Source organism: Cupriavidus sp. U2, assembly GCF_009663685.2.
GTDB classification, from domain to species: Bacteria; Pseudomonadota; Gammaproteobacteria; order Burkholderiales; family Burkholderiaceae; genus Cupriavidus; species Cupriavidus necator_C.
In genome coordinates this window covers 43565-67024 of sequence record NZ_RCOG02000025.1, presented here as the reverse complement: position 1 = coordinate 67024, position 23460 = coordinate 43565, and the positions used below count along the sequence as shown (strand labels likewise).

Sequence of the window (23460 nt, the reverse complement as noted above, 5' to 3'; positions counted from 1 at the left end):
TTGATGGCGCAGGCGGCCTGGGCGCGCGAACTCGATCCGGATCGCCTGAGCTTCATGCACGCCGTGCGCGTGATCAAGCGCAAGATGCCGCAAGCTGCGGCCGTTTCCCCCTGAGCGTTTGCCTGCCTGGCGCGAGGCCCTGCTGGCCGAGATCGCGCGCGGGCGCTGCGTGAGCAGTCGTGGGCGCCTGAACCCGCGCGGCGTCAAGCGCAAGATGAGCAACTTCAATGTTCGGCATCGCGGCGCAGCGCTCCATTTGCGGCATCAGCCAGTGCCGGTGCTTCGTATCTGAACAGTATTTACCCTAGACAACATTGCCGAGCAGATTCACACCCGCACGCAGACCGCGCTGTTTCGACGCGTCGCAAGGCGCTTGTCGGATGAAGAACGGCAGCGGCTGGACCGGCTTCTGACCCGGGAATTCACCAACCGCCTGACGGCCTACAACAACATCAAGCGCCACGCGCGCCGTCCATCACGCAAGCATCTCAGCCTACTCATAGAACACCTGACCTTACTCGACGGTCTTGGCGATTTCTCTCGCGCAATCGCAGGCGTGCCAGCCTCGAAGCTGCGCTCGCTGGCCAGCCAGGCCATGAGCCTGGACGCGGCCAATCTACGGGAGATCCAGCCTGAGAAGCGCTACACGCTGATCGTCGCCTTGCTCAACCATATGCGCGTGCGCACCCGCGACGATCTCGCGGAGATGTTCATCCGTCGCATGGGCGCCATCCACAAGCGGGCGCGCGATGAGATGGAGCGCATCCAGTCCCGTCAGCGCGCGCAGATGGAGAAGCTGGTCACCTTGCTCGACGGCGTGGTCGATATCGTCGCCGATGGCCAGGACGACGCGCTGATCGGCCGGCAGGTGCGCCGCTTCCTCGCGCCGTCCGGCGATTTGGAGCCGCTGCGCGAGAGTTGCGCCGAGGTACGCGCCTTCAGCGGTAACAATTACCTGCCGCTGCTGTGGCGGCATTTCCGCGCGCACCGCTCCGTGATGCTGCGCCTGGCGCAGGTGCTGGAATGGGAGTCGACCAGCCAGTCGCGCACGCTGCTGGCGGCACTTGCGGTGGTGCTGGACAATGAATCTCTGCATCGCGAATGGATCGCCGCCGGCGTCGATGTGAGCTTCGCCTCGGAACGTTGGCGCAAGCTGGTGCGCCGCCCCCACGACCAGGGCGCCCCCACCAACCGGCGCTACCTGGAACTTTGCGTGCTCTCGCATATGGTCAACGAGCTGCGTTCCGGCGACTTGTGCGTGGTGGGGTCGGATGCCTTTGCCGATTACCGTGCGCACCTGCTGCCCTGGCGCGAATGCGAACGGCGCCTGCCCGAATACTGCGCCAAGCTGGACATGCCGGCCAACGCGCAGGACTTCGTGGTGCATCTACGCCAGTGGCTGACCGACACGGCTCGTACGCTGGATGCCAGTTTTCCCGACAAGCGCCAGCACGTCACCATCGGCCAGGACGGCGAACCCGTGCTCAAGCGGACGATCGCCAGGGAGATCCCGGCCAGCGCGATCGCCCTGCAACGTTCCTTCGAAATGAAGCGCTCGAACAGCAGGTTGCCTCGCGCGGGATCGACTTCTGTAATGCCGAGGCAATAGCACACGGCCGAATTGGCAGCCGACCCACGACCCTGGCAAAGGATGCTTTCGGATCGGGCAAATCGCACTAGATCGTAGACCGTGAGGAAGTAGGGCTCATACTCCATTTCACGTACGAGAGCGAGCTCGTGCTCGATCTGCGCCTGAACCGTATGAGGGATGCCCTTCGGGAAGCGGCGATGGGCGCCTATATACGTCTCCCGCTTCAGGTAGTCGGCCGGCGACACGCCTTCGGGCACGACTTCTTCCGGATACTCGTAGCGCAGCTCGTCGAGCGAGAACTGGCACAAGTTCGCGATGTGGAGTGACTCGGTCAGCAGGCGATGAGGATAGATGTTGGCCAGCCGCAGGCGCGAGCGCAGATGCCGCTCTGCATTGGGAGACAGCGCATAGCCGCACGCCGGCACCGGCTTGCCGATGCGGATGGCTGTCATGACGTCCTGCAGCGGCTTGCGGGATCGGACATGCATGGCGACATTGCCAGCGGCCACCAGCCGGAGGTGGTTGTTCGCGGCCGCCGCCTGCACGGCTGCGCGATGGATGTCGTCGTACGGCCGATAGTGGAGGGTCAGCGTCATCCAGGCCCGGCCAGAAAACGTCTTCGATACCCATGCGGCTTGGGCTTCGAGTACTTCCGGCGCCGCCGCATATTCCGGCGTGAAGAGCACCAGGCAGTCCGGCATGCCGCGCAGGTGGGAGTAGGGTGCTTGCGGCGCGTCGAGGTCGCGAGGGGTGAGCCAATACTCGCCTTTCGACGCCCGCATTCTGGCCAGCGTGATCAACTCGCACAGGTTGCCGTATCCCTCCCGGTTGCGAGCCAGGACGACGATGGAGAGGGCAGGGGAGCCGTCGGCGTTAACCAGACGAAAAGAAGCGCCCACAACCAGCTTGAGGCCGTGGGTTTTCGCTTCCGTATGGGCTCGCACAATACCGGCCAGCGAGCACTCATCCGTAATGGCGATGGCGCGATAGCCAAGGGCGGCGGCGCGCTCCACCAGCTCTTCCGCGCGCGAAGCCCCTTCCAGGAAAGTGAAATTGGAGAGGCAGTGGAGTTCGGCGTACTCGGGCAGTAGGCCGCCCGAAAACTGGCTGGACATGACTATCCGAATAGGCCGTGCAGATACCATCGCGTCTCGTCGCTGTCGCGACTGCCAAGACGCTCCTGGTAGATCCAGTAAAAGCTATGGTCGCCGCCTTGCGCCACATAGTAGTCGCGCGTTTGTAACTCGCCGTCCCACCAGCCCGATTCCAGACGCTCGGGCGGCGAAACGATGCGCAACGGCGACCCATAGTAAGGGCGATGGTCACGCATCAGCAGCGCGATCGGCTTGTCCAGTAGCCACGTCGGCCGCGGCATTTGGGGTAACGGAATCGGTTTGGGCGGCTTGCCAACGGCGGCCACCCAGGTATTAGCCACCTCCGGTCGGTAGTCCGGCACAGGTTCGGGCCGCAAGATATTTTCCGCACCGAGCCGCGCGGTCAGGACTTCCATGACGCGCGCATGATCTTCCAAGGTGCCACCCGGCTCGGGGAACAGTGTCTCACTGGGAGGAGCAAGCGGCTGGACGTCGTCCACCTCCAGTCGCACGGCTATCATGTGGGCCGCGATCTCGATCCTCGCCAGGCGCTCGCGAAGCAGTCGCACCAAATGGCCGTCGCTCCATGTTGGCTCAGCTAGGGCAATATCGATGGTCGTGGGCGGGATCGCTTCCCGACCACGCTCGTGCTCCAGTACGAAATGAAGCCGGGTGACGGCGAGATAGTGCGAGACGAGCCAGCCCACCAGCTGCGCGATGAGACCTTGGCCATAGACAAGCGTTGCCTCAGCATGCTCAATCCGATCAGGGAGTTCCACTCGCGCGGAGAAGGTCGGCGGCGCTTCCAGCCAGCCAAAGACTTCGGGCGCCTCGCCCAAGGCGCAGTCCAAGGCTTCATTGATTGCCTTGCCGCAACGCCGCTGCAGACCGGCGCGTGGCAAGCGCCGCAACTGGCCGAGCGTGCGGCAACCGAGGTTGTCGAGCCATTCCTCGATGGGCCGTGCGGAGGGAAGCAGGGCTACGGACAGGCGGTCCAAACGCCTAGCGAAACGCTCGATTTTCAGCGACGCACCGCCGCCGGCCCGCGCATGGAGCCAAGCGGCTTGGGCAGTGCGTGCGCAGCCGATATCGGCCGAAAAGCCCATCGTCCGCGCCGTGGCCCGAATGCGCGAGCGAAGTCGCCGCAAGCCGCCGAACAGCCGGAGGCTTGTCGAGACCTCGATGAGGACCGACTCCTCCTCGCCTTCAATGACATTGGGCGAGAACTGCAACAACCCAATGGCGACACGCCGCAGTGCCTCGGCTTCTTTGGCAGGCGACCGTTCCAGAAGGAGTGTGTGAGGCGCAATGGTTTGCACGCCGCCGCGCCGCATGTTTGTGCGTACCCCGGCGGCAGCTGCAAGCGGTGTTGCGGCGTACACGCGTTCCTTCTCCAAGACGGCCACAGCCACGTCAGTGGACCAGTTCGGCCGGAAGACTTCGAGGGACAGGCGTGGCAGGCGTAGGCAGATCCACAGGTACGGCATGGCGATGAATCAGGATCGGCGACGGGGAAATCGGTACAAATAGCGGCGTGTCTCGTTGCGGGCCGCGGCGCTTAACAAAGGTGAGTTCGACACCCCCATCTGCCGGCGCCACAGCGATACGTAGCGGAGCGGGTGAGGCGTCGCGGGCACAGGCCAAAGGCCGCACCAGACAGAAGAACGCTTCTCCAGACTGCGCGGCGAGGTTAAGCCGGCGCAGCGCGTCGTTCCTCACGTGCTGCTGCCAAAGGAGCACTGCGCTACAGGTGCCGGCGCGCAGCAGTTGCTCGGTAGCCCAGAGCACATCGGCTGTCCGCTGCGCCTGGATCCACATGAGGCGCTCCGTTGCGATACCCCAGTTGGAGAAGGCATGGACTAGCGGCGTATGCGGCGGAGCGATGAGCGCGATCGGCCGGTTGGGCGTCCGCAACAACGCAGGCCGCAACAGGCTCAGTTCCCCGATGCCGGGCTGTTGCACGAGCATCTCGAACAGCGAACCGAGAGGCCATCCTCCACCCGGCAATTCCGCCGCGAGGGAAGTGTCGCCGGGGGGCAGGGTGCGTGACGAACCCCGTGCCAGTTGAGCGGCACGCCATAGGGAAGGGTGGATAGCTTCGGGTTCGACGGTCAGCATGTTGGTCTCCGTCGAACCAGTGTACTGTATGTTTATACAGTGTTGCCAGTGGTATTTCAGTATGCAAAGGCTACATCACACGTCTGACGCGCGATGAGTGACGCGCCCTTCGATTGGAGGGTCACGCAGGCGGGCCGCAGAGCCTTAAAATGCTTCATCCGCGATACCCATTCCTTGTCCTAGAACAGGTCACCGTTGTCACGGACTATGGCGAAAACGTCCCCCGGTACGCCATCGGAGCGTTTCGAACCCGGTCCAAAATCAGGGAAATCAGGGCCGGGCCCTGCGACTCCATTCAGACCGCCTTGAACACACTCCCATGGTTTTGATCCGGCGCCACCGGGACCACCACCCACTCCGGGGGAGCCCGGTTGGCCAGGGGTGCCCGCAATAGCAGGCTTGAGAAAGGGCTCGAATTTCTCTAAGGACGCGAATTGATTCTGCGGCCCAACGAACAGCAGGGTGGCGCCGTTTCCCCCAGCCCCGGCGTCGCCACCACGTCCCCCCGGGCCACCTTGTCCGCCGTTGCCACCATTGCCTGACGTGTGGCTGCAGACGCAAACGAACAAGAAGCAATCTCGTTCTCCAGGTACGCCTCGCCCTCCTCGACCACCCGCTCCACCCTGGCCACCCCGGCCTCCGTTGCCACCCAAAACGCCTGAACCGTCGATTCTGAGCACCGGAAGCTCTGCTGAAACGGCCGTGTTTATTGTTATGGTTTGAAAGAAAATAAAGACTGCTGGATAAACGTATGTGCCACCCGGTCTTCCGCTTTCACCAGGTTGTCCCGCTCCTCCGTCAGAGCCGTCATCGTGGGGTGACGTCCATCCGGGTTGTCCAGGGCGACCGTCTGCGCCATTTAGGTCTGCACGCCTCACTTGAGGCAAAAGTGTGAGCCTGGCGAGGTCAGTAGCAGCGTTTGGAACATTTATGACGAGACGCTCCGCCGCAATTGCGACGAAATCTCCGGTGTCAGAGGTATTGGGTATGTGCCACTGGAGTTCGGAACTAGGATGAAACACCACGCTTTTGGCGCGCAGGATTTGCTCGCCAAATGGCGTCGTCCCCGACACCGGGAAGATGTCCCTAATGCGCGTCCTTTTAATGCGATCGATAATGTCGGGAGCCACCGCAGATGGTTGGAGCGAATGCCAAACTTGCTCACCCTTCGCTACGAGCGTTGCTGGCTCGACCAAGAAGCCGGCTTCCTTGAGGATTCCCGAACTTGACATTCGTACCATATCGCCCTCCCACCCAATTGTTTGGTATCCCCTGAAGATCTCGCGGCATTGGCAGCCGTTCTGTGCGATGACGAACTTTGTGTTTCTTGTAAATTTGCTATGGCGTCCTGCGATGGATCGGCACTCGTACCTCGACGGCCCACCGTCTATTTGCACAAGCAAGGGCTCAATCTATCGAAGCTAGCCTCCTACCGAGCCTGACGCGTGACATCATTTGGCCACCAGGATCGGCTTTGAGGCGCAGCGCAGCGCTGGACGCTATCCGAAGCGGCTGTCCCGGTCGCCGTTGCAAACGATAGATCATCGACCCAATTTCTTGATCGGCTTAGCCAGCGATTGCTTGGTTGACCAGTAGTCAATCCAGGGGTCTTCGCGCTCAAAGCTCAGGTACTCTCGGGCGTTCCGAATGTTCCAGTTCGCACCGCTCTTGAGATCCTGCAACGCATCCCACGAGACAGGAATCGACACCCCCATGCCCGGGCGGGCCCTCGCAGAGAAAGCCGCGGCCGTCGTTTGCGCGTGGCCGTTACGCAGATAGTCGACGAAGATCTTGCCCTTTCGATTGGCGGGGCCGGATTTTGCGCTGAAGCGCTGGGGCAGGACCGACGCCACATGCTGCACGACAGCGCGAGAGAAATCTTTGACGGTCTCATAATCCTGTCGACCAGTAAGCGGCACGACGACGTGCAGGCCTTTCCCGCCGCTGGTCTTCAGCCAGGAACGAAGGCCCAGCTCGTCCAGAAGCGTCTTCACGAGCAGTGCGGCCTCCTGCATGGTTTGCCAAGCGACGCCTTCGCCGGGATCCAGATCCAGAATGAAGCGGTCAGGCGTATCGATGCGGCGTGCCACGGAATTCCAGGTGTGAAACTCGACGACGTTCATCTGTGCGGCAGCAACGATGGCCTCGACAGAGTTGGCGGCCAGCAGCGCGCCATGTCCCGGCCAGAGCGATGCCGGCAACTCGGTGAGCCCGGGAATGCGAGTCTCAGCGTGCTTCTGGAAGAACTGCGGCTTCGCGATGCCTTCCGGAGCGCGCACGAGGGACAGGGGCCGGTCCTCTAGGTGCGGAAGCATCCGATCTGCGATGCTCTCGTAGTAACGAACCAACTCCAGTTTCGTGATCCCCGTGGTGTCGTCGATGACTCGCCCGGGGTTCGTGACCTTGACAGACGTTGCGCCCTGCGGCGACACGGCCGTCTGGATTGCCTCTCTTCGGATTTCCTTCGGCGGCTTATCGGCTCGCACTCCCTTGAACGAGGCATGACGGACATGCCCCTCAGGCGTCCATTCGGAGAACTCGACTTCGACGACGAGCGTTGGCTTCACCCAATGGACTGGACCTTCACTGCCGCGGCCCCACCGTTTCGCCTTGGTGTAGACATCGAACGGCATCGCATCCACCTCGTCAGCTAGGAGGCGTTGCCGTAGGTCGGCGGCCGTTGCGCTGTCCCAGCCGGTACCGACGCCACCGACGTAACGCAGAGATGGCCCGTCGTATACCCCGAGATACAGTTTTCCGACCTCATTGCCACCGCCGCCTCGTCCGGAGAACCCTCCTACAACAAACTCTTGCCGTAGCTTGCACTTCGCCTTGAGCCAGGTCGGTGTGCGAGCCGAGACGTATGGTGCATCGGCGCGCTTGAACATGAGCCCTTCGAGATGCAGATCGCATGCCGCCTTAAACAACTGCGGCGCCGGCGCGTCGAACGCGTCGCTGTAGCGAAGGCTCTCTGGGCAGTCGGCGAGTACTGTTGCCAAATGCGCACGCCGGGTGTCAAGCCGCAACTGGCGCAGGTCACGGCCGTTCCAATACGGGATGTCGAAAAGGAAATAGACGATCTCGTCGTTTCGGTGCGCCGAAATCGTGTTCTGTAATGCGTTGAAGTCGGGAAGGTCATTACGCAGTACGACGATCTCTCCGTCGAGCCACGCATCCCGGACATCGAGGGTAGCAAGGTCGCGGGCAAGCCGTTTGAACTTGCTCGTCCAATCGTGCCCGTTGCGGGTGAACAGTTTGACAGTGCCGTTCTCGAGCCGCGCTAACAGTCGGTAGCCGTCGAACTTCGTCTCGATGACCCAGTCAGGGCCGATGGGAACCGTTGGTGAAAGCGTTGCCAGCTGCGGCGCCAGTTTTGCGGGCAGCTTTGCTCGCGGCGCGGCCTCCACTGATTGAGTCGTGTCGGTATCGCCTCGGGGAGCCTCCGATGGACCGCTCGGCTCGGGCTCGCCTGAGACGCTGTCCGGCATGGCTGTCAGCACGTCGAACTCGTCGAGCGGCCTTGCCCAGGCGTCCCGCTTCTTGAAGAGTATCCACTGTTCCGACCGGTCGCCGGGCTTTGCGATACGGACCAGTTCCCACCGACCCGTGAGCTTATGGCCGTGGAGGTCCAACAGCACTTTGCCGTCGAGCATTCCTTGCCTCGGGTCGCCGACTGGTTCCCATGTTCCGCGGTCCCACACGATGACCGAGCCTGCGCCATATTGGCCGTGTGGTATGTCGCCCTCGAATGTGGCGTAATCCAGTGGATGGTCTTCTACGTGGATTGCGATTCGCTTCTCGGCGGGATCGAAGCTTGGGCCCTTTGGCACTGCCCAGCTGAGCAGCACGCCGCCAAGCTCCAACCGGAAGTCGTAATGCAGTCGACGGGCCCAGTGTTTTTGGATGACAAAGGAGAGCGGCTTGTTGGGGCGCCGGGAGCGCCTGGTCCGGCCGGAAGGCTCCGGCGTAATAGAGAAGTCACGCTTTGCGTCGTAGCGATCGAGGGATCGAGTCCGCGATGCCATGCCGTCGCATCAGCTCGTGATGATGCGGTACTGGTTGTAATGCCTAAGCGCTTCCTGCTGCCGGCCGGCGCAGTCGTAAAGCCGCCCCAGGTTGAAGTGGGCATCGGCGTTCTTCGGGTCAAGCCGGAGGCAATCATGATAGGCGTGCTGCGCTCCAATGCAATCGCCGAGATCTTCCAGGGCAAGTGCTTGATTGAAGAGCAGGGCGGTGCTGTCCGGATAACGGATTCGAGCCTCTGCCAGGATACGAAGCGCCTCGCCACAGTTGCCGTGGTCGCAGAGCAGGGCGCTCAAGTCCACCCAGGCCGCGTGCAACATCGGATCGAGCGCGAGCGCCTTCCGATACGCCGCCTCAGCCTCGACGTTACGCTCTTGCCTCTCGAACTTTCGCCCGTTCCCGTACAGACGGTACGCCTCGCTTCGATCATCGATCTGGCGGGGGACAACGCCACTATCCTCGCGCTCCGCAAGCTGAAAGCGAAGTTGTCCCGTTTCCGCTTGCCATTCCGCTCCATTCGCTCTCGCAACGATGTTCTTGCCTTCGGCGCGCACCGACGCGGCTGCGGCATCTGCGGCAATCTGCTTTGTGCGAAGCAGTGACTCCTTGATCCGACCGGCAGAGATATGAGATTTACGGAGCGCAGCTGCCATGCGCAGCACAACCAGATCGCGAAAATCGAATCGGTATTCCCCGTGCTTGCCACGCTCTGGTGCGACAACACCGGCTGCAACGAGGCCCATCACCGCACTGCGCGGGGGATTCGGACAATGTCCAGGACTTCACGGATTGAGTAGGAACGCATCACGCATGCTTCCTTGTCTTCTTGGCTGGTACGGGGGTGGGCGTAACGGCTTCCGCACGTTTCGCGCTGCGCCGCGCCGGAGCTTTAGTCTCTTTTGTCGTAGCTTTGGCCGCAGGCGCTGCCTTGGTCGAACCGATGCTCTTCCGCAAGGCTTCCATCAGGTCGATGACCTCCGCGCCGCTCGCTGCTCCAGTGGTTTCGGGAGACACCGTAATGGCTTCGCCCGCAATCTTCTTGTCGATCTGCGCGAGAATCCGCTGCTTCTCTTCGTCGTTGTATTCGGTCGGGTTGTAACCTTCGACGGAATTTTGCTCGATGAGCTGTTCGGCAAGCGACAGCTCCGCTTTGGAGACGTCCACGGTCTCGACATGCAGGTCCGCCATCGAACGAACTTCGTCGGCGTAGAGCAGCTGCTGAAGGATTAGACCGTCCTCGCCAACACGGATTTGCACCATGTATTGTTTGCCTTTCCAGTTCCACTTGGCCAGCGCGCACTTGCCAGTGGCTCGAAGGGCCTCTGACAGAAGGCTGTATGGCTTGCCGCCGCGCTTGTCAGGACCAAGGTAGTAGGCCTTGTCGTAATAGACCGGATCGATGGCGGCCAGCGGCATGAACGCAATAATGTCGATGGTGTGCTGGGTGGCTTCTTCCAGTGCCTTGAGTTCGTCGGGTTCGAAAATGACATACCGGTCCTTTTCGAACTCGTATCCCTTCACCATATCGGCACGGTCAACCACAACGCCTTCACGCTGGCAGATGAGATGTACTGCTGTCGTAGCCGGGACCCGCAGCCCTTATGAAGCAGGTTAAATCCGATCGCCGCCTTGCTCTCAGTGGCGGAAAAGACCTTTACCGGTATGGAAACTAGTCCGAAGCTGATCGACAGCGACGCAATGGAACGTGCGGCCATGGTGGGCTCCCTGGCGTAAACGGAGAGGGATACAAAAAAGCGTAGACCGCCCATGATTCGAATGCCGTAGGCCGAAGACGCTTCGAGCTACCGGCGTCGGGCCGACAGCATTCAAAAAGCCCGCCCCGAGGGGGCGGGCCGCCGGAATACTGCTTGCCGGCAATTGTAAATCGGTGGTCGGTCGGCTAGCCGGGGATGTTGCGGGGGTCGTGCCCGAAAGAGTTGCGCTCGCGAATCTGCCCGTCGCGACCGTGGATAAGCAACTCGACCTTGTCTTGCTTGGCCCGTGCAGTGCCTGCCGAAATGGCTTCTTCCTGAGTAGCGAACATCGTGCGCTTGCCCCCTCCAGCTGCCTCTACGGCCCAACCCTCACCCGCTGGAACCACGTGGATATCGTTGGCCATAATCGTCTCCTTGTTACCCATCTCCAGTGTTCAGCCCAAATCAACCTTTCGGTATCGGTAACCGTCCTACGGTAGCTAGCGTCGGGATTCTTGGCAGCGTGAGGCTGACCCGCAAGAACGCAGAAAATGTGATCTAGAAAGCATAATTATAGTTATGTTAAATAAATTATAAAAATTATTAAGTGGCTCCCCATGCCGTTTAGCCCGCTAAACGGGGGCTGCCAGCGCAGCAGAAAATTCCCGCCCTTGCCTGGCCGTCAAAATTACTGTATCGCCACCGGCCAGCGTGTCTGCACGACCACGGCCCAAGCGCAGCGGATCTGAAACGCGAAGTCCGCGCAAAGCAAACGAGACCCTAAACTCACTTGGGCGTTTTTCGCCCAGGCGGAGCTCGACCGCCGATTCCCTTCGCCACTAACATTACCCATTTGTAAATTTAGTTACTATCCAGTATTCTTTTTTCCGTAGCAGTAGTGCGCGGTCATGGGGACCGACGTCGGATACCGGTCTGCGCGAAATGCGATCAGTGCAGGCGCCCCTCTTCTCATTAATCGGAGGACCTTGCGTGCTCCCAAACTCACACAAGCGTCCAAGTGTTTGGTCGCGCCTGATCCGCCTCCTGGTTCGGAGGATCCAGCTGCGCTCCCGTCGTGGGTCGGACGCACGCCGCTCCAGTTCCCTTCCGCGCCTTATTAACAGCTATGGGAGGCAGCCTATGGCCGCATGAGAGAGAAAACCTATTGCAGTTGTTTTAGCTTGGTTTCGTTTGGAGAATGATCATGCTTCGGTGGATTCCAGGATTATGTTGTGCCATGTTGTTTGCCATTGCCTCAGGATGCGGCGGCGGCGACGACTCCCCCGGTAATGTCGTGCAGGTCGCACAAAACGACAGTCGTTTCACCGTTCTCGTCGAAGCAGTACAGGCGGCTGGCCTGACAGATACTTTAACCGCCTCCAGCGCAGTTACCGTGTTCGCCCCAACCAACCAGGCATTTTCAGCGTTGCTGAGCGAACTGGGCTTGACCAAAGAACAGCTTCTGGCGAACAAGTCGCTGTTAGCAACTGTCCTGAAGTATCACGTCGTATCTGGACAAGTGCAGAGCAGTGCGATCCCCCTAGGCAAATCCATCAATCCGGTTGGAGGTGGTTTTTTCAAGATCGACAAAGCCGGTAACGGTTTCGTTATTACGGATGGTCGCAACCGAACCAGCAACATCATTCAAGCGGACATAGCGGCATCCAATGGCGTCATCCATGCTATTGACAAGGTTCTCCTGCCTGCCGACAAGAACATCGTGCAAACGGCTATTGCCAATCCGGATTTCAGCATTTTGGTGGAGGCGGTGACAGCTGCTGGCTTGGTTGACACGCTCAGTGCCCCAGGCCCTTACGCCGTTTTCGCGCCCACCAATGCGGCATTTGCGTCCTTGTTGAATGAGTTGGGTGTCACCAAAGACCAATTGCTAGCGAACACGCAATTGCTGAATAAATTGCTGACGTACCACGTATTGCCTGAATTGGTCCTCAAAGCCAGTGTCCCATTTAACATGCCAATAAAGACTGTCGAGGGCGAGACATTTAGCGTCGGCACAACGCTAGCCATTACGGACCAGCGTGGCCGCAAGTCCAACATCGTTGCAACCGACACTCTGTGCTCGAATGGAGTCATCCACGTCCTGGACAAGGTCATCTTGCCTGCACCATGAGTGCCCTACCGGTGCGCGGTCTGGGACCGCGCACCCACGGTGCATCCTGAAACCTTGAATGCTCAGGCAGGTGAATGTGGACCCTTGATCCTCAGAGTCGGCGCCGGGCAACATCTTGGGGTATTGCGTGAGCAGCTCAACCGAAACCATGCGTCTTGTGCTGGGGGACCAGCTTCACTGCGGCCACAGCTGGTTTTCTATGGTCGACCCGAAAGTGGTCTACGTGCTGATGGAGGTTCGCCAAGAAACGGACTATGTTCTGCACCACGCCCAAAAAATCCTGGCCATCTTCGCAGCGATGCGCGACTTTGCGGACTACCTGCGTGAGCGAGGTCACCGCGTCCGCTATGTTGCGCTGGACGACCCAAGCAACCGCCACTCCATTACCGGCAACTTGACTGCGCTGGCTGCGCACTACTGCGTTCGTCGGGTCGAGTGGCAACAGCCCGACGAATGGCGGCTGGACGCTCTGCTAAGCAAATGGGGTGGTGACCAGTCTTACGCTACAGAAGTGGTGGATAGCGAGCATTTCTTGACCCAACGCAGCGACCTTGCAGAACAAATGCAGTGCCGCAAGCAATGGGTGATGGAGTACTTCTACCGTGGTATGCGCAAACGTTGGAAGGTGCTTCTTGACGATGCCGGCGAGCCCGAAGGCGGACAATGGAACTTCGATCACGATAATCGCAAGCGCTGGCCGGGAACTCCGCCAGAGCCGCAAGACTGGCGGCCGCTACACGATCACCGAAGCTTGTGGGAAATGGCGAAAGGCGCAGGCGTGCAGAGCTTTGGGGATCCGCAAGCCGACGCCATACGTTGGCCACTCAACCGCAAAGAGGCACTTTCCTGCCTAGAGGCTTTCATCGCTACAGCTTTACCCTACTTTGGTGACTATGAAGATGCGCTGGCCGCCAAAGGCCCGCGCTTGTTCCACTCACTGCTGTCGTTCGCCCTCAACGTGAAGATGCTCAATCCTCTGGAGGTGGTGCAACGAGCCGAGGCCGCTTGGCGCGCCGGCCGCGCACCATTGGCCGCCGTAGAGGGTTTTGTACGCCAAATCCTCGGCTGGAGAGAATACGTGCGTGGTATTTACTGGGCGCACATGCCCGGCTACGAGAAGAACAACGCCCTCTCACATGGGACACCGTTGCCGCGGTGGTTCTGGAGCGGCGACACACGTATGCGGTGCATTCATCTGGCCATCTCACAATCGCTGCGCACCGCCCACGCACACCACATCCAGCGGCTAATGGTGATCGGCAACTTCGCACTACTCGCCGGTCTAGATCCACATGCGCTGCACAGGTGGTATCTGGGCATCTATATCGACGCATTCGAATGGGTGGAGTTGCCGAACACGCTGGGAATGAGCCAGCGCGCGGATGGCGGGCTGATTGCCACGAAACCGTATGTGAGCAGTGCCGCCTACCTTCAACGCATGGGCGACTATTGCCAGCATTGTTTCTACGACCCCAAGCAAAAAACCGGGATTCGCGCCTGCCCCTTCAACGCCTTGTATTGGGACTTTTTCCAACGCCACTTCCCTACACTGCACAGCAATCCCCGACTAGCACTCGTCTATCGCCAGTTGAAGAGAATGCCTGAGACGGAACGTCAGGCCCTGCAGGGATATGCCAACCATCTTCGCGAGCAGCTCGAAACACTGTAGCGGTCACTCGACAAATAGCTCACACCATGAAATCGCTTCCTGCCGGCTATCGCGCCCTTGTTCTCGGAAGTACCGGAGCTATCGGCGCCGCGCTGGTGGCACAACTGCGCACCGACCCCCGATGCGCTGCCGTGCATACCCTGGCCCGCAACACCACTCCTCCGCTGGATTTCTATGACCCGAGCAGCGTTATCCGCGCCGCGGACAGCCTACGAACACGAGGTCCATGGCACTTGATTCTCGTAGCCACCGGCATGTTGCACGGACCAACCGGTACGCCGGAGAAGCGTATGGCTGATTTGAGCGCCGAGCATCTTGCCGCCAGCTTTGCCGTCAACACTATCGGGCCCGCAATGGCACTAGCACACTTCGCGCCCCAGCTGGCGCGCGGTGGACGTTGCCACTTTGCCGTACTATCGGCCAAGGTCGGGAGCATTGGCGATAATCGCCTCGGCGGCTGGCTCAGCTATCGCGCCTCAAAGGCAGCATTAAATATGGTAATCAAGACGGCTGCGATCGAAATGGCACGCACGCACCCACAAGCTGTGCTAGTGGCATTGCACCCAGGCACCGTCAATTCAGCCTTATCAGCCCCGTTCCGCGGTGCGCAGATCGGTCGGCCAGCCAACGACGCGGCTGGCAAAATACTAGCGGTACTCGACCGACTCCAGCCCGAGGACAGTGGAGGATTGTGGGCTTACAACGGTCAGCGCCTGCCCTGGTAGCTGCCTAACGACAAGAAGAAGCACTCTATGCGCATAATGATTACAGGGGGCACAGGCCTCATCGGGCGGGCGCTGTGCGACAACTGGCAACGCGCAGGCCACGAGTTGTGGGTCTTGAGTCGAAACCCTTCGCAGGTACCCGCCCTATGTAGCGGCGCGCGGGGTATCGCGCGGCTTCAAGAGCTCGATGGGAGCTTCCCCTTGGATGCCGTGATCAACCTGGCCGGCGCACCGATCGCGGACCGCCGGTGGACCGCAGCGCGTCGCGATCTGCTGTGGCGTAGCCGCGTGCACTTGACCCGCACCCTCATTGACTCGATGGCTAACCAGTCCACTCCCCCTGCTGTGCTGCTTTCTGCTTCTGCAGTGGGCTGGTACGGCAACGGGGGCGATGTGCTCCTGGACGAATCCAGCCCGCAAGGCATCGCGGACTTTGGAAGCCACCTATGCCAAGCCTGGGAGCAAGAGGCGAACCGCGCGACGACCTTTGGTATACGCGTTGCAACGCTGCGCATTGCTCCCGTACTGTCCCCAAAAGGTGGAATGTTGGCTCGGATGGCACCCCCATTTCGCTTGGGTCTGGGCGCGCAGATGGGCAGCGGAGAGCAGTGGATGCCCTGGATACATCTCGACGACCTGGTCCGCCTCTTTGATTATTTGCTACACCATAGCGAATGCGGCGGCGTCTACAATGCCTGCGCGCCCGAACAGGTGCGCAACAGCGACTTTACTCAAATGCTGGCCCGAGCGCTGCGCCGTCCAGCCGTACTACGAACACCTTCATGGGCGCTGCGTCTGGCGCTGGGAAAGATGTCGATTCTGCTGCTCGGCGGCCAGCGTTTGATTCCCCGTCGGGCGCAAGAAGCCGGTTTCGTATGGCGCCAACCGAATCTCGCTGGGGCGCTGGAGCGGTGCTTCAGTTAGCGGCCTCCGTAGCGCTGGAGAAACGCTTGGGGCGTTATCCCGTTTCCACCTCACCTAGCGAGGTCAGGAGCCGAACCTGCACTGCAGAAATCTGCAGCGGCCCAATCCACGGCAACAACATATCCCGTGCCTTCGTATTGGTAAGCGGCGGTGCACTACTGGGGTCTCCTTTGCAAATCCAGCCGTACCCTGTGTCGGAGTAGTAGGCGTTCGGCACTAATAAAAGACGCTAGCTAAAAGCGCCACTTAAATCCCACCGTCCCCGTATGGTCCTGGTTCCCGCCGTCCAGCCGGCCGGTATAACGGAAGCCGAGCGTGGCCGCGGACGAGATGGCGAAGTCGGCGCGCAGTTCCGCCAGGGGGCCACGTTTTGTGCGATCGGGGCGCCCGTCACCGTAAATGGCTGGCTGGCGTCAAACCCCAGCGTGGTAGCCGGGCGTACGTCGCTGGATAGCTACCAGATATCTGATAGAACGTTTTGCGGTTCAACACCATCGGTCAATTGTATTTTCGCCCCCGGGGAGATTCGCGCGCTCTTGACTTGCAGCGATCGGCCGTATGCTGGAAAGAGCAATTTTCGCCATACCGCAACGATGCCCGCAATTCAGTTCGACCTCTTTCCCCGTAACACTACCGTTCAATTCGACGCGTCAGCTCCGCCGCTGTTGTTCCTCGCCTGTTCTGGAAAAAAAGCCGCGGTCCGCGCCCCTGCCCTGCAGCTCTACCAAGGCGTGATGTACCAGACCTACCGCGCTCACGTTCAATGCGGCGCTGCGCCGGCCGTCGTGATCTTGTCCGCCAAGCATGGGTTCGTCGCCCCCGACGAGGCGCTGGACCCTTATGACCAGCTGATGACATCTGCACGGGCTGACGAGATTCTGGGGCGGCTGCATCAGTGCGTGGACCATGTGGCTTGGCCCAGCCGAGCCAGTATGGTGTTTCTGGCGGGCGGACAGCACTACCGGCGTGTGATGCGCGCCGCGATTGGCGTGGTTGGCACGCCGGGGCTTCCCATCGGCGAAGTCAGTGGAGGGATCGGCTATCAACGCTCCCAGCTTGCCGATTTTCTTGACAGCCAGGCCCCTACCCTTGCCGAACCAATTGGTGCCCTTCCAAATGGCACACCGATCTTCCGTCGACATGGTTGGATCGAGGTGGGCGCCACGACGCGCCTGGTCTACCGTGCCGCACCGCAGTTACCTGCGTGCAAGGCGCGGGTGATGTCTCTCTTCGCCGGGCCAAGCGGGCCCACAGCCGAAGTGGAGGTCGAGTGCGAGACGCGCGGCCGCCCGAAACTGAGCACGCGATGGGTGAGCGTCGCGGATCTGCGGGAGACGTTATGAGCGATGCTGACAATCAGCGTGCCCTGCTTCTAGAAGCACGGCGTCTAGCTGAAAATGTGGACGGTACCGCCGACCAATTGCTTGCCCTTACACATGCCGGCTACCGGACTTGGACGCGAAACCGTCGGCTACATTTTCCCGAGCCACGTCGTCACGCACTGCTGCTCGAAATCCTTCGCTACTGTGCTGAATCGCACCTTCTGGAGTGCTCACCGTTCGACCAAAGCCAGGTAGAGGTGGTAGAGGATGCAATGGATGCCAGCTATCCGCGCTATGCTCGCCTGCGCCGGGCACGCTCAGGCGGGGGGGTATCCCCGCATCTGCAAGCAGTGGGCGGCGCAAAGCGCCGATAGTTGTATGATGGAAGCGAAAATCAGTATATAAATTTCTATGGATAAACTCTGGCTCTCCGACCCCGCCAGGGCCTATGCCGACTGGCAGATCCGCGAAGCGGCCGGCGCAGACCGGCGGCCTTTCTCACAGCAATCGATCGTCCAGCACCGCGCCATGTTCGATCGGTTCCACCGACACCTGGTCGGGCACGGTGCAACGCTGGCCAGCTTCGGTGCAGACCAGATCGACGCGTTTTGGCTCAGCCCCGAGGCGGCCACGTACACGCCGGCTACTCGCATGCGCTACCTGAAGCTGCTCGACCGGCTGTGCAGACACCTGGTCGAGGCCGGCGTACGGAAATCAAATCCAGCTTCCGAGCTAGTCCTAGCGGGCCGCTGGCCGGTAGACGATCCCGAAGTTCATTTCCTTCCCGAGGACGTCGACCAGCGCCTGCAGGACTTCGTCATGCCCCGCCGCAGGGATTCGCCCGAAATGTTGCAGAGGCGCGCGATCCTGGCGTTCTTTCTCGGCACCGGCGTCACGGCAAGCGAGGCGCGTGCCGCGCGCATTCCGGACCTACACCCGAAAGCAAGCCCGCCCTATTTGCACGTGCCAGCACGCCCGCCCAAGATTTCCCGCACCGTGCACCTAGAGCCCTTCGCCATCGCCCCTTTGGCCGCTTGGCATGCTGTACGACATGACTCGCCCGTAGACGGCGACCTGCTGTTCACGCTCAAGCGCACTGGCACACCCATCACGGACATGAGCCTTGGCAAGATTGTGCGCGAGGCCCTCGCCGCCATCGGCCAGGACGTCGAAAACATGAGCCCGAGGACCTTGCGGAATACGTTCTGCCGGCGCCTGCTGATCCGTGGCGTTGCGCCTGACGCAGTCACAGAGCGGCTTGGCCTGGCCAGCAATCGGACAGTTGTGCGCCTTGCGGCCACTATCGACGAGAATTAACCCCTCTTTCGCTTAGCCCAGGCCGCACAGTGAATCAAGACAGTCCTCAGTCGCCCCGCGCGCTCGCAGCCCTTGCCCGTCTACATGACGCCGCCAGGCTACAAGGCCTTGTCTGCCACGCGACGGCATGGCACGGCGTTAGCCTGACGCAGTCACAGAGCGGCTTGGCCTGGCCAGCAATCGGACAGTTGTGCGCCTTGCGGCCACTATCGACGAGAATTAACCCCTCTTTCGCTTAGCCCAGGCCGCACAGTGAATCAAGACAGTCCTCAGTCGCCCCGCGCGCTCGCAGCCCTTGCCCGTCTACATGACGCCGCCAGGCTACAAGGCCTTGTCTGCCACGCGACGGCATGGCACGGCGTTAGCGCCACGATTCTGCTTGAATGCGCTAGAGGGCATCACTTTGAGCGCAGGGCCTACGGTGTCCTATACAAGGCGCCCGGTTGTCCCGAATGCAGCCGAGCCAGCATCGCAGCGAAGTTCGACAAGATCGTGGCGGATCGCGGCGGCCAGTGTTTGAACGACGGTGGATTTCTCGGTGGCGCGGCGATCCATAGAATCCGCTGCCAGCGTGGGCATGAATGGCATCCAGAAGGGCGAAGCGTGCTGGCGGGCTACTGGTGTCCCCGTTGCGCCGGCAAGCCAACGAAGCCTACGCCACACCGGCAAGCCTCAAAGTACGGCTTGGACGACTTGCACGCCAAGGCGGCCGAGCGCGGGGGAAAGTGTCTCGCGGCCGCCTGGAAGACCGGCCGCGACCATTACCCATTCGAATGCGCGGCTGGCCACCGTTGGGAAGCGATGGGCTACAAAGTTCTCAAGCAAGGGAACTGGTGCCGGGTGTGCACCGAAGCCGACTAGGCGCACAACGGACCGATGCCGACGGCTTGGCGCGCATTCACGAAGCGGCCAAAGCACACGCAGGCCAATGTCTGAGTACCGCATACCATGGAACCAACGCCTCATACCGTTTCCGATGCGCGGTTGGGCACGAATGGGATGCGCTCGGGAAAGTCATCCTGAAGCGGATTAGCAGTGTAACCTTGGCCGAGCTTCTCCACGGCCACCACGTGGAACGCGCTCGACAGAATCTCGAAGTTCCGGTCCCAGGTCTGCACGACCGAGGTAGCTGTTGGATTCCCGAAATGACCACCGGTAATCAGCAGCATGGGCTCGCCCTCGCCCTTTGCAAAGTACCTAGTTGCAATCCCGTTTACGTCGACCCAGATCGGCTCCACACCCATAGACATATCGCACCCCAAGAGGACTTCTTGCACTACGAAGGTAACTTGCCGCACCACGACTGAGCCATATGACGGGGCATCTGGTAGGGAAGTAACGTTCGCTCTGTTTCAGTCACTCTACTGGAGGCAACGCTTCCGAATAAGGAGGACGGAAACCATAGCCGCTATACGTCAATTGCATAGGAGCCAGGCTCTGGAGGACCCAGGGACACGCGGAAAGCGTCAGATTCAGGGTTTACGCTGTACCGCTGTCGCCGCCCAGCGAGCAAAGGCGAAACAACATCAGTGGAAACCCTCGTTTGCGGTTCGCCGGGGGGAAGGTGCGCCGCCTACCGCCGGGCATCAAGATTTGCGGACCCCCGGCCGTATCACCTGACGCATACGGCCTCCCGCCAAGACGTGTAACGAACAACGCAGACTGTGGCCGAACGTGCGGCACCTTGTAGCATTCACTCAATACGACTGATCGCCGCTAGGATCGAGGCCGCTAAGGACAGCAAAGGTTTGGCGAGCGTGGCCTCGACCTCTTCAACCGTCTGCTGAGTCGAGATGCTGACATTGAGGACGTAGGTGCCATAGCCCTCGATCTGCATAGGCGTCGCAACTGCCACCACCTGCGGCTGCCACGACGCTACACAGTAGCCGTTCTGTCGCACTGACTGAACCGCCAGCTCGATCTCTTTCCGAATAGACAGCCACGCTCGCCCTGGATTGCGACTGGCCATCTCTCGCATCGTAATGTCAAAGTTGGTCTCAGACAGTGTCGCTAGGTAGGCCCGGCCGAGGGAGGTCAGCGCTATAGGAATACGCAAGCCACTGACGATAGTACGAAGCGATTGGCGCCTGCTGTAGCGAAATGACTCCAGGTACACCATGTCGTCATCATCGGCCACCGCTAGGCCGACGTTTAACTTGTGGCGCGTCGCCACCTCTGTCATGAGGGGAGTCGCCACTCTTAAAACAGTAGAGCCATCGCACATCGCGTGCGCCATGCTGAGGACTGGAACTCCGAGCCTGTAAGCGCGGAATTGAGGAACATACTCGAGCATTCCGCTCTCGACCAATGACTGCGTAAGGCGGCTCACCGTCGACCGCGAGAGTCCAGTTCTATCAGAAATCTCGCTATTGCCGAGCATCGACGAACCTGCCCGAAATGCCCGCAAGACTGATATCCCCCGTTCAAGCGACCGGTTTGGCGTAGCCATTCCCTTTCCCGGTTTCACACGGTCTGGATTTGCAATGGTGTTCGTCATGGTGATCCGCCGGCCGATGTGGCTAGTCAAACTGAATGTTTCGTTCCTTCGCGACGCTCTTCCATCGCGCGACTTCCTGGTCGACCGTGATCGTCAAATCTTGCGGCGCACCTACTCTTCCAGTCACTCCCTCCCGCGCAAGACGCTCGCGATAGGGGCCGCTCGCCGAAGCACTCTCAATGGCTTGATAGAGAACCTGGACGATAGCTGGCGACGTTCCCTTCGGAGCAAAGACGCCGTACCAGACGTCAGCGCTATAGCCCTTCACGCCCACTTCGCTGATGGTCGGTACCTCTGGAAACGTGGGCGAACGTTCCGCAGAAGTCACAGCGAGCGCGCGTACGCGGCCATCTCGGATGAGGCCGGCAGAGCTTGCCATAGTGGCAAATGCTGCGTCGATATGGCCTGCGAGAAGGTCGGAAAACTGAGGTGCGGATCCTTTGTACGGTACGTGTATCAGCCTGATGCCAGACATCGCCTGCAGGTACTCGGCAGCCAGATGAACTGAACTTCCGTTGCCAGCTGAGCCATATGTCAGCTTGCCGGGCGAAGCCTTGGCGACCTGCAATAGGTCCTCCATGGATTTCAACCGACTGTCCTTTCGGACAAGCACAACGTTAGGTGCTCGTCCTAGCAACGCGATCGGCTCGAACGCACGCGTACCATCATATGGCAGCTTGGGACCGACACTTGCCACAATCGCGAGCGCGCTAGTGGTCAAGAGCAGCGTGTACCCATCAGCCGGACTCTTACTCACTTGGTCCGAGCCCATGATGGACGCCGCGCCTGGCTTGTTCTCGACGATGAATGGCTTACCGAGGCGGCGCGAGAGCTCTTCTCCGAGCGATCTTGCAATGGCATCCGTTCCTCCCCCTGCAGGAAACGGAACAATAATCCGAACGGGCCGCTCCGGATACGCTGCTGCCAGAACGGGCAGCGCCGAGACCGCTATGTAGGCGCAGGCCAGCCTCAAGATATTTCTACGCATATCGTCTCCTCCTTGTCTCTGTTCTATTTCGTTACTATGCGAATTCCACTGCTTTCGAACGGTCCATACTCCAAAGTGTTGAAGCAAGCTTCTCTGCCACGGACTGCCCCAAAACAGGAGAAGCAAGTTCGAGCAGCTTCGCGTCAAGGTCTGCGTCAGTGAGAGGCTCCTCAGGGTCGCCCTTACGATTTGGCTGGAAGTGTTCCGCAAGTTGGCCGTCGACCGTCTCAATGCGGATGTTCGCAGCGCGCTTCCCAGGAAACGCCGCGTCAATTTCCGGATCCACCTCAATGGTCATGCAGTCCATCAATCGGCGAGTTTGGGCGTCAGCAATCCTTTCTGGCGTGTACGCCGCAAGCCGCACACTGCCAAATGCCAAAGCCGTCGCGACGATGTACTTCAGGCTGAACTTCGCCTCGTTCTCGGACTTCGGATTTAGATTGCAGGCGATATCGAGCGCAGGCCGGTATGTCGCTACTTGGATGCGTTTGATTTTGCTGGAATCGATGCCGAGCACGGCCTTCAACGCTAGGGCACCATCAATAGCCGCGAACGTGTGGCCGCAACCAATGTGGTTCTTAAAAGTCAATCGGCAGATATGGAAGTCACTGCCGAGCGTCGCCGCCACCGAGCCCCAGTTTGCCCCATCGGACATAGCCTTACCGAGTCCAGCATCACCATCTAGGACATCCAGCGAACCTGTCGCGTCTGCAGCCGCTGCTTTGGCCGCCAGCAGGCCACCCTCTGCAGCGCGCCCCACATGCAGCGGCTTCGACATGGAGTCCATCCGGAATGCTTGTTGCAGGCCTGCTGAGAATGTCGCGGCCGTCGCTAGCGCGTGAGCCAGTTGGGCCGGAGTGGCACCGTAAATGAAGGCGGCTGCGGACGCGGCACCAAATACTCCGACAGTCGCTGTGTTGTGCCAGTATTTGTAGTGACCTCGACCAAGAGCTACGCCAATTCGAGTGGAGATCTCGTAACCGACGACAATCCCCTTAAGCAGCGTATCTCCAGTGGCGCCTACGTCTTGGGCAGCAGCGATAGCCGCGGCAATCGTAGGTGCGCCAGGGTGATACATGGCGTCCTTGAAACTGTCATCGATCTCAGCGGCATGCGCGGCAGCGCCGTTGATTAACGCCGCAGCCCTGGCGGTCGCGGACCTACCAGATGCCAGCTTTGCGCTACCCTTCCCCAGTTCGTCTTCAAGGACGCGCTCAAGGATCCTAACGGCCTCGTGGCTGATACCTGGATAAACCGCGGCATGCCAATCCACAAGTGCGCGTTTGGCATGGTGGATGGCTTCGGGGGGAAGCGGTGCAGACTGGACCATGGAGTAGAACTTGCCGAAGGCTTCTGTTGCGTACACG

17 protein-coding genes and 3 pseudogenes are annotated in these 23460 nt (G+C 60.4%); 7 read left to right on the top strand and 13 right to left on the bottom strand.

Annotated elements, in window-relative coordinates; all coding sequences use genetic code 11:
• Positions 1-301: 301 nt before the first annotated feature.
• Positions 302-1540: pseudogene (locus tag D9X30_RS18535) on the top strand (Tn3 family transposase); the annotation flags it as partial.
• Here D9X30_RS18535 and D9X30_RS18530 read toward each other — a convergent pair.
• The 8 genes and pseudogenes from D9X30_RS18530 to D9X30_RS18495 form a co-directional block, all read right to left on the bottom strand.
• Positions 1534-2706 (bottom strand): annotated as a pseudogene (locus D9X30_RS18530) (PHP domain-containing protein); the annotation flags it as partial. The pseudogenes D9X30_RS18535 and D9X30_RS18530 overlap by 7 nt on opposite strands.
• 2 nt (positions 2707-2708) lie before the next feature.
• Positions 2709-4172: a Y-family DNA polymerase gene (locus D9X30_RS18525; protein WP_153950375.1), complete on the bottom strand. Its 1464-nt coding sequence runs from the start codon at positions 4170-4172 to the stop codon at positions 2709-2711.
• A complete protein-coding gene (gene imuA / locus D9X30_RS18520; RefSeq protein WP_153950376.1) occupies positions 4099-4803 on the bottom strand; it encodes a translesion DNA synthesis-associated protein ImuA in 705 nt (234 codons plus the stop codon). Before imuA ends, D9X30_RS18525 begins: the two co-directional genes overlap by 74 nt.
• Positions 4804-5515: 712 nt before the next feature.
• Positions 5516-5662 (bottom strand): hypothetical protein, encoded by a 147-nt coding sequence (locus D9X30_RS18515; RefSeq protein ID WP_153950377.1) that lies wholly within the window; start codon positions 5660-5662, stop codon positions 5516-5518.
• A 682-nt stretch (positions 5663-6344) separates the two neighbouring features.
• Entirely contained in the window at positions 6345-8828 is a 2484-nt protein-coding gene (ligD, locus tag D9X30_RS18510) for a DNA ligase D (protein ID WP_153950378.1), read from the bottom strand.
• Between the two features lie 9 nt (positions 8829-8837).
• Entirely contained in the window at positions 8838-9569 is a 732-nt protein-coding gene (locus D9X30_RS18505; RefSeq protein ID WP_153950379.1) for a tetratricopeptide repeat protein, read from the bottom strand.
• A gap of 61 nt (positions 9570-9630) precedes the next feature.
• A pseudogene (gene ku, locus D9X30_RS18500) lies at positions 9631-10541 on the bottom strand (non-homologous end joining protein Ku).
• Positions 10542-10726: 185 nt separating this feature from the next.
• Positions 10727-10945 (bottom strand): DUF2188 domain-containing protein, encoded by a 219-nt coding sequence (locus D9X30_RS18495; protein ID WP_153950380.1) that lies wholly within the window; start codon positions 10943-10945, stop codon positions 10727-10729.
• Positions 10946-11757: 812 nt separating this feature from the next.
• Between D9X30_RS18495 and D9X30_RS18490 the strand changes: the two genes are divergently transcribed.
• The 6 genes from D9X30_RS18490 (at position 11758) to D9X30_RS18465 (ending at position 18608) form a co-directional block, all read left to right on the top strand.
• Positions 11758-12651, top strand: a complete 894-nt coding sequence (locus D9X30_RS18490) for a fasciclin domain-containing protein (protein ID WP_228771150.1) — start codon at positions 11758-11760, stop codon at positions 12649-12651.
• 148 nt (positions 12652-12799) lie between these two features.
• The gene (locus D9X30_RS18485; protein ID WP_153950384.1) at positions 12800-14320 is read left to right on the top strand and encodes a cryptochrome/photolyase family protein; all 1521 of its coding nucleotides are present in this window, start codon (positions 12800-12802) and stop codon (positions 14318-14320) included.
• A 26-nt stretch (positions 14321-14346) separates the two neighbouring features.
• Entirely contained in the window at positions 14347-15045 is a 699-nt protein-coding gene (locus D9X30_RS18480; protein WP_153950382.1) for an SDR family NAD(P)-dependent oxidoreductase, read from the top strand.
• Between the two features lie 27 nt (positions 15046-15072).
• Positions 15073-15969, top strand: coding sequence for a TIGR01777 family oxidoreductase (locus D9X30_RS18475; RefSeq protein WP_153950383.1), 897 nt, complete (start codon positions 15073-15075; stop codon positions 15967-15969).
• A gap of 266 nt (positions 15970-16235) precedes the next feature.
• Positions 16236-17312 carry a DUF6884 domain-containing protein gene (locus D9X30_RS18470; protein ID WP_228771151.1) on the top strand — a complete coding sequence of 359 codons (1077 nt, stop codon included), beginning with the start codon at positions 16236-16238 and terminating at the stop codon, positions 17310-17312.
• A gap of 390 nt (positions 17313-17702) precedes the next feature.
• On the top strand, positions 17703-18608 hold the full coding sequence (locus tag D9X30_RS18465) for a tyrosine-type recombinase/integrase (protein WP_228771152.1): 906 nt from the start codon (positions 17703-17705) through the stop codon (positions 18606-18608).
• A 426-nt stretch (positions 18609-19034) separates the two neighbouring features.
• Here the strand turns inward: D9X30_RS18465 and D9X30_RS18460 are convergent, their stop codons facing one another.
• The 5 genes from D9X30_RS18460 to D9X30_RS18440 form a co-directional block, all read right to left on the bottom strand.
• On the bottom strand, positions 19035-19187 hold the full coding sequence (locus D9X30_RS18460) for a hypothetical protein (protein ID WP_153950443.1): 153 nt from the start codon (positions 19185-19187) through the stop codon (positions 19035-19037).
• 383 nt (positions 19188-19570) lie between these two features.
• Positions 19571-19777: a hypothetical protein gene (locus tag D9X30_RS18455; RefSeq protein WP_153950127.1), complete on the bottom strand. Its 207-nt coding sequence runs from the start codon at positions 19775-19777 to the stop codon at positions 19571-19573.
• Between the two features lie 524 nt (positions 19778-20301).
• Positions 20302-21105, bottom strand: coding sequence for an IclR family transcriptional regulator (locus D9X30_RS18450; RefSeq protein WP_029051664.1), 804 nt, complete (start codon positions 21103-21105; stop codon positions 20302-20304).
• Between the two features lie 22 nt (positions 21106-21127).
• Complete coding sequence (locus tag D9X30_RS18445) at positions 21128-22093, bottom strand: Bug family tripartite tricarboxylate transporter substrate binding protein (RefSeq protein WP_153950126.1); 966 nt, start codon at positions 22091-22093, stop codon at positions 21128-21130.
• A 34-nt stretch (positions 22094-22127) separates the two neighbouring features.
• Positions 22128-23459, bottom strand: a complete 1332-nt coding sequence (locus D9X30_RS18440; protein WP_249641004.1) for an MmgE/PrpD family protein — start codon at positions 23457-23459, stop codon at positions 22128-22130.
• Position 23460: the final 1 nt, after the last annotated feature.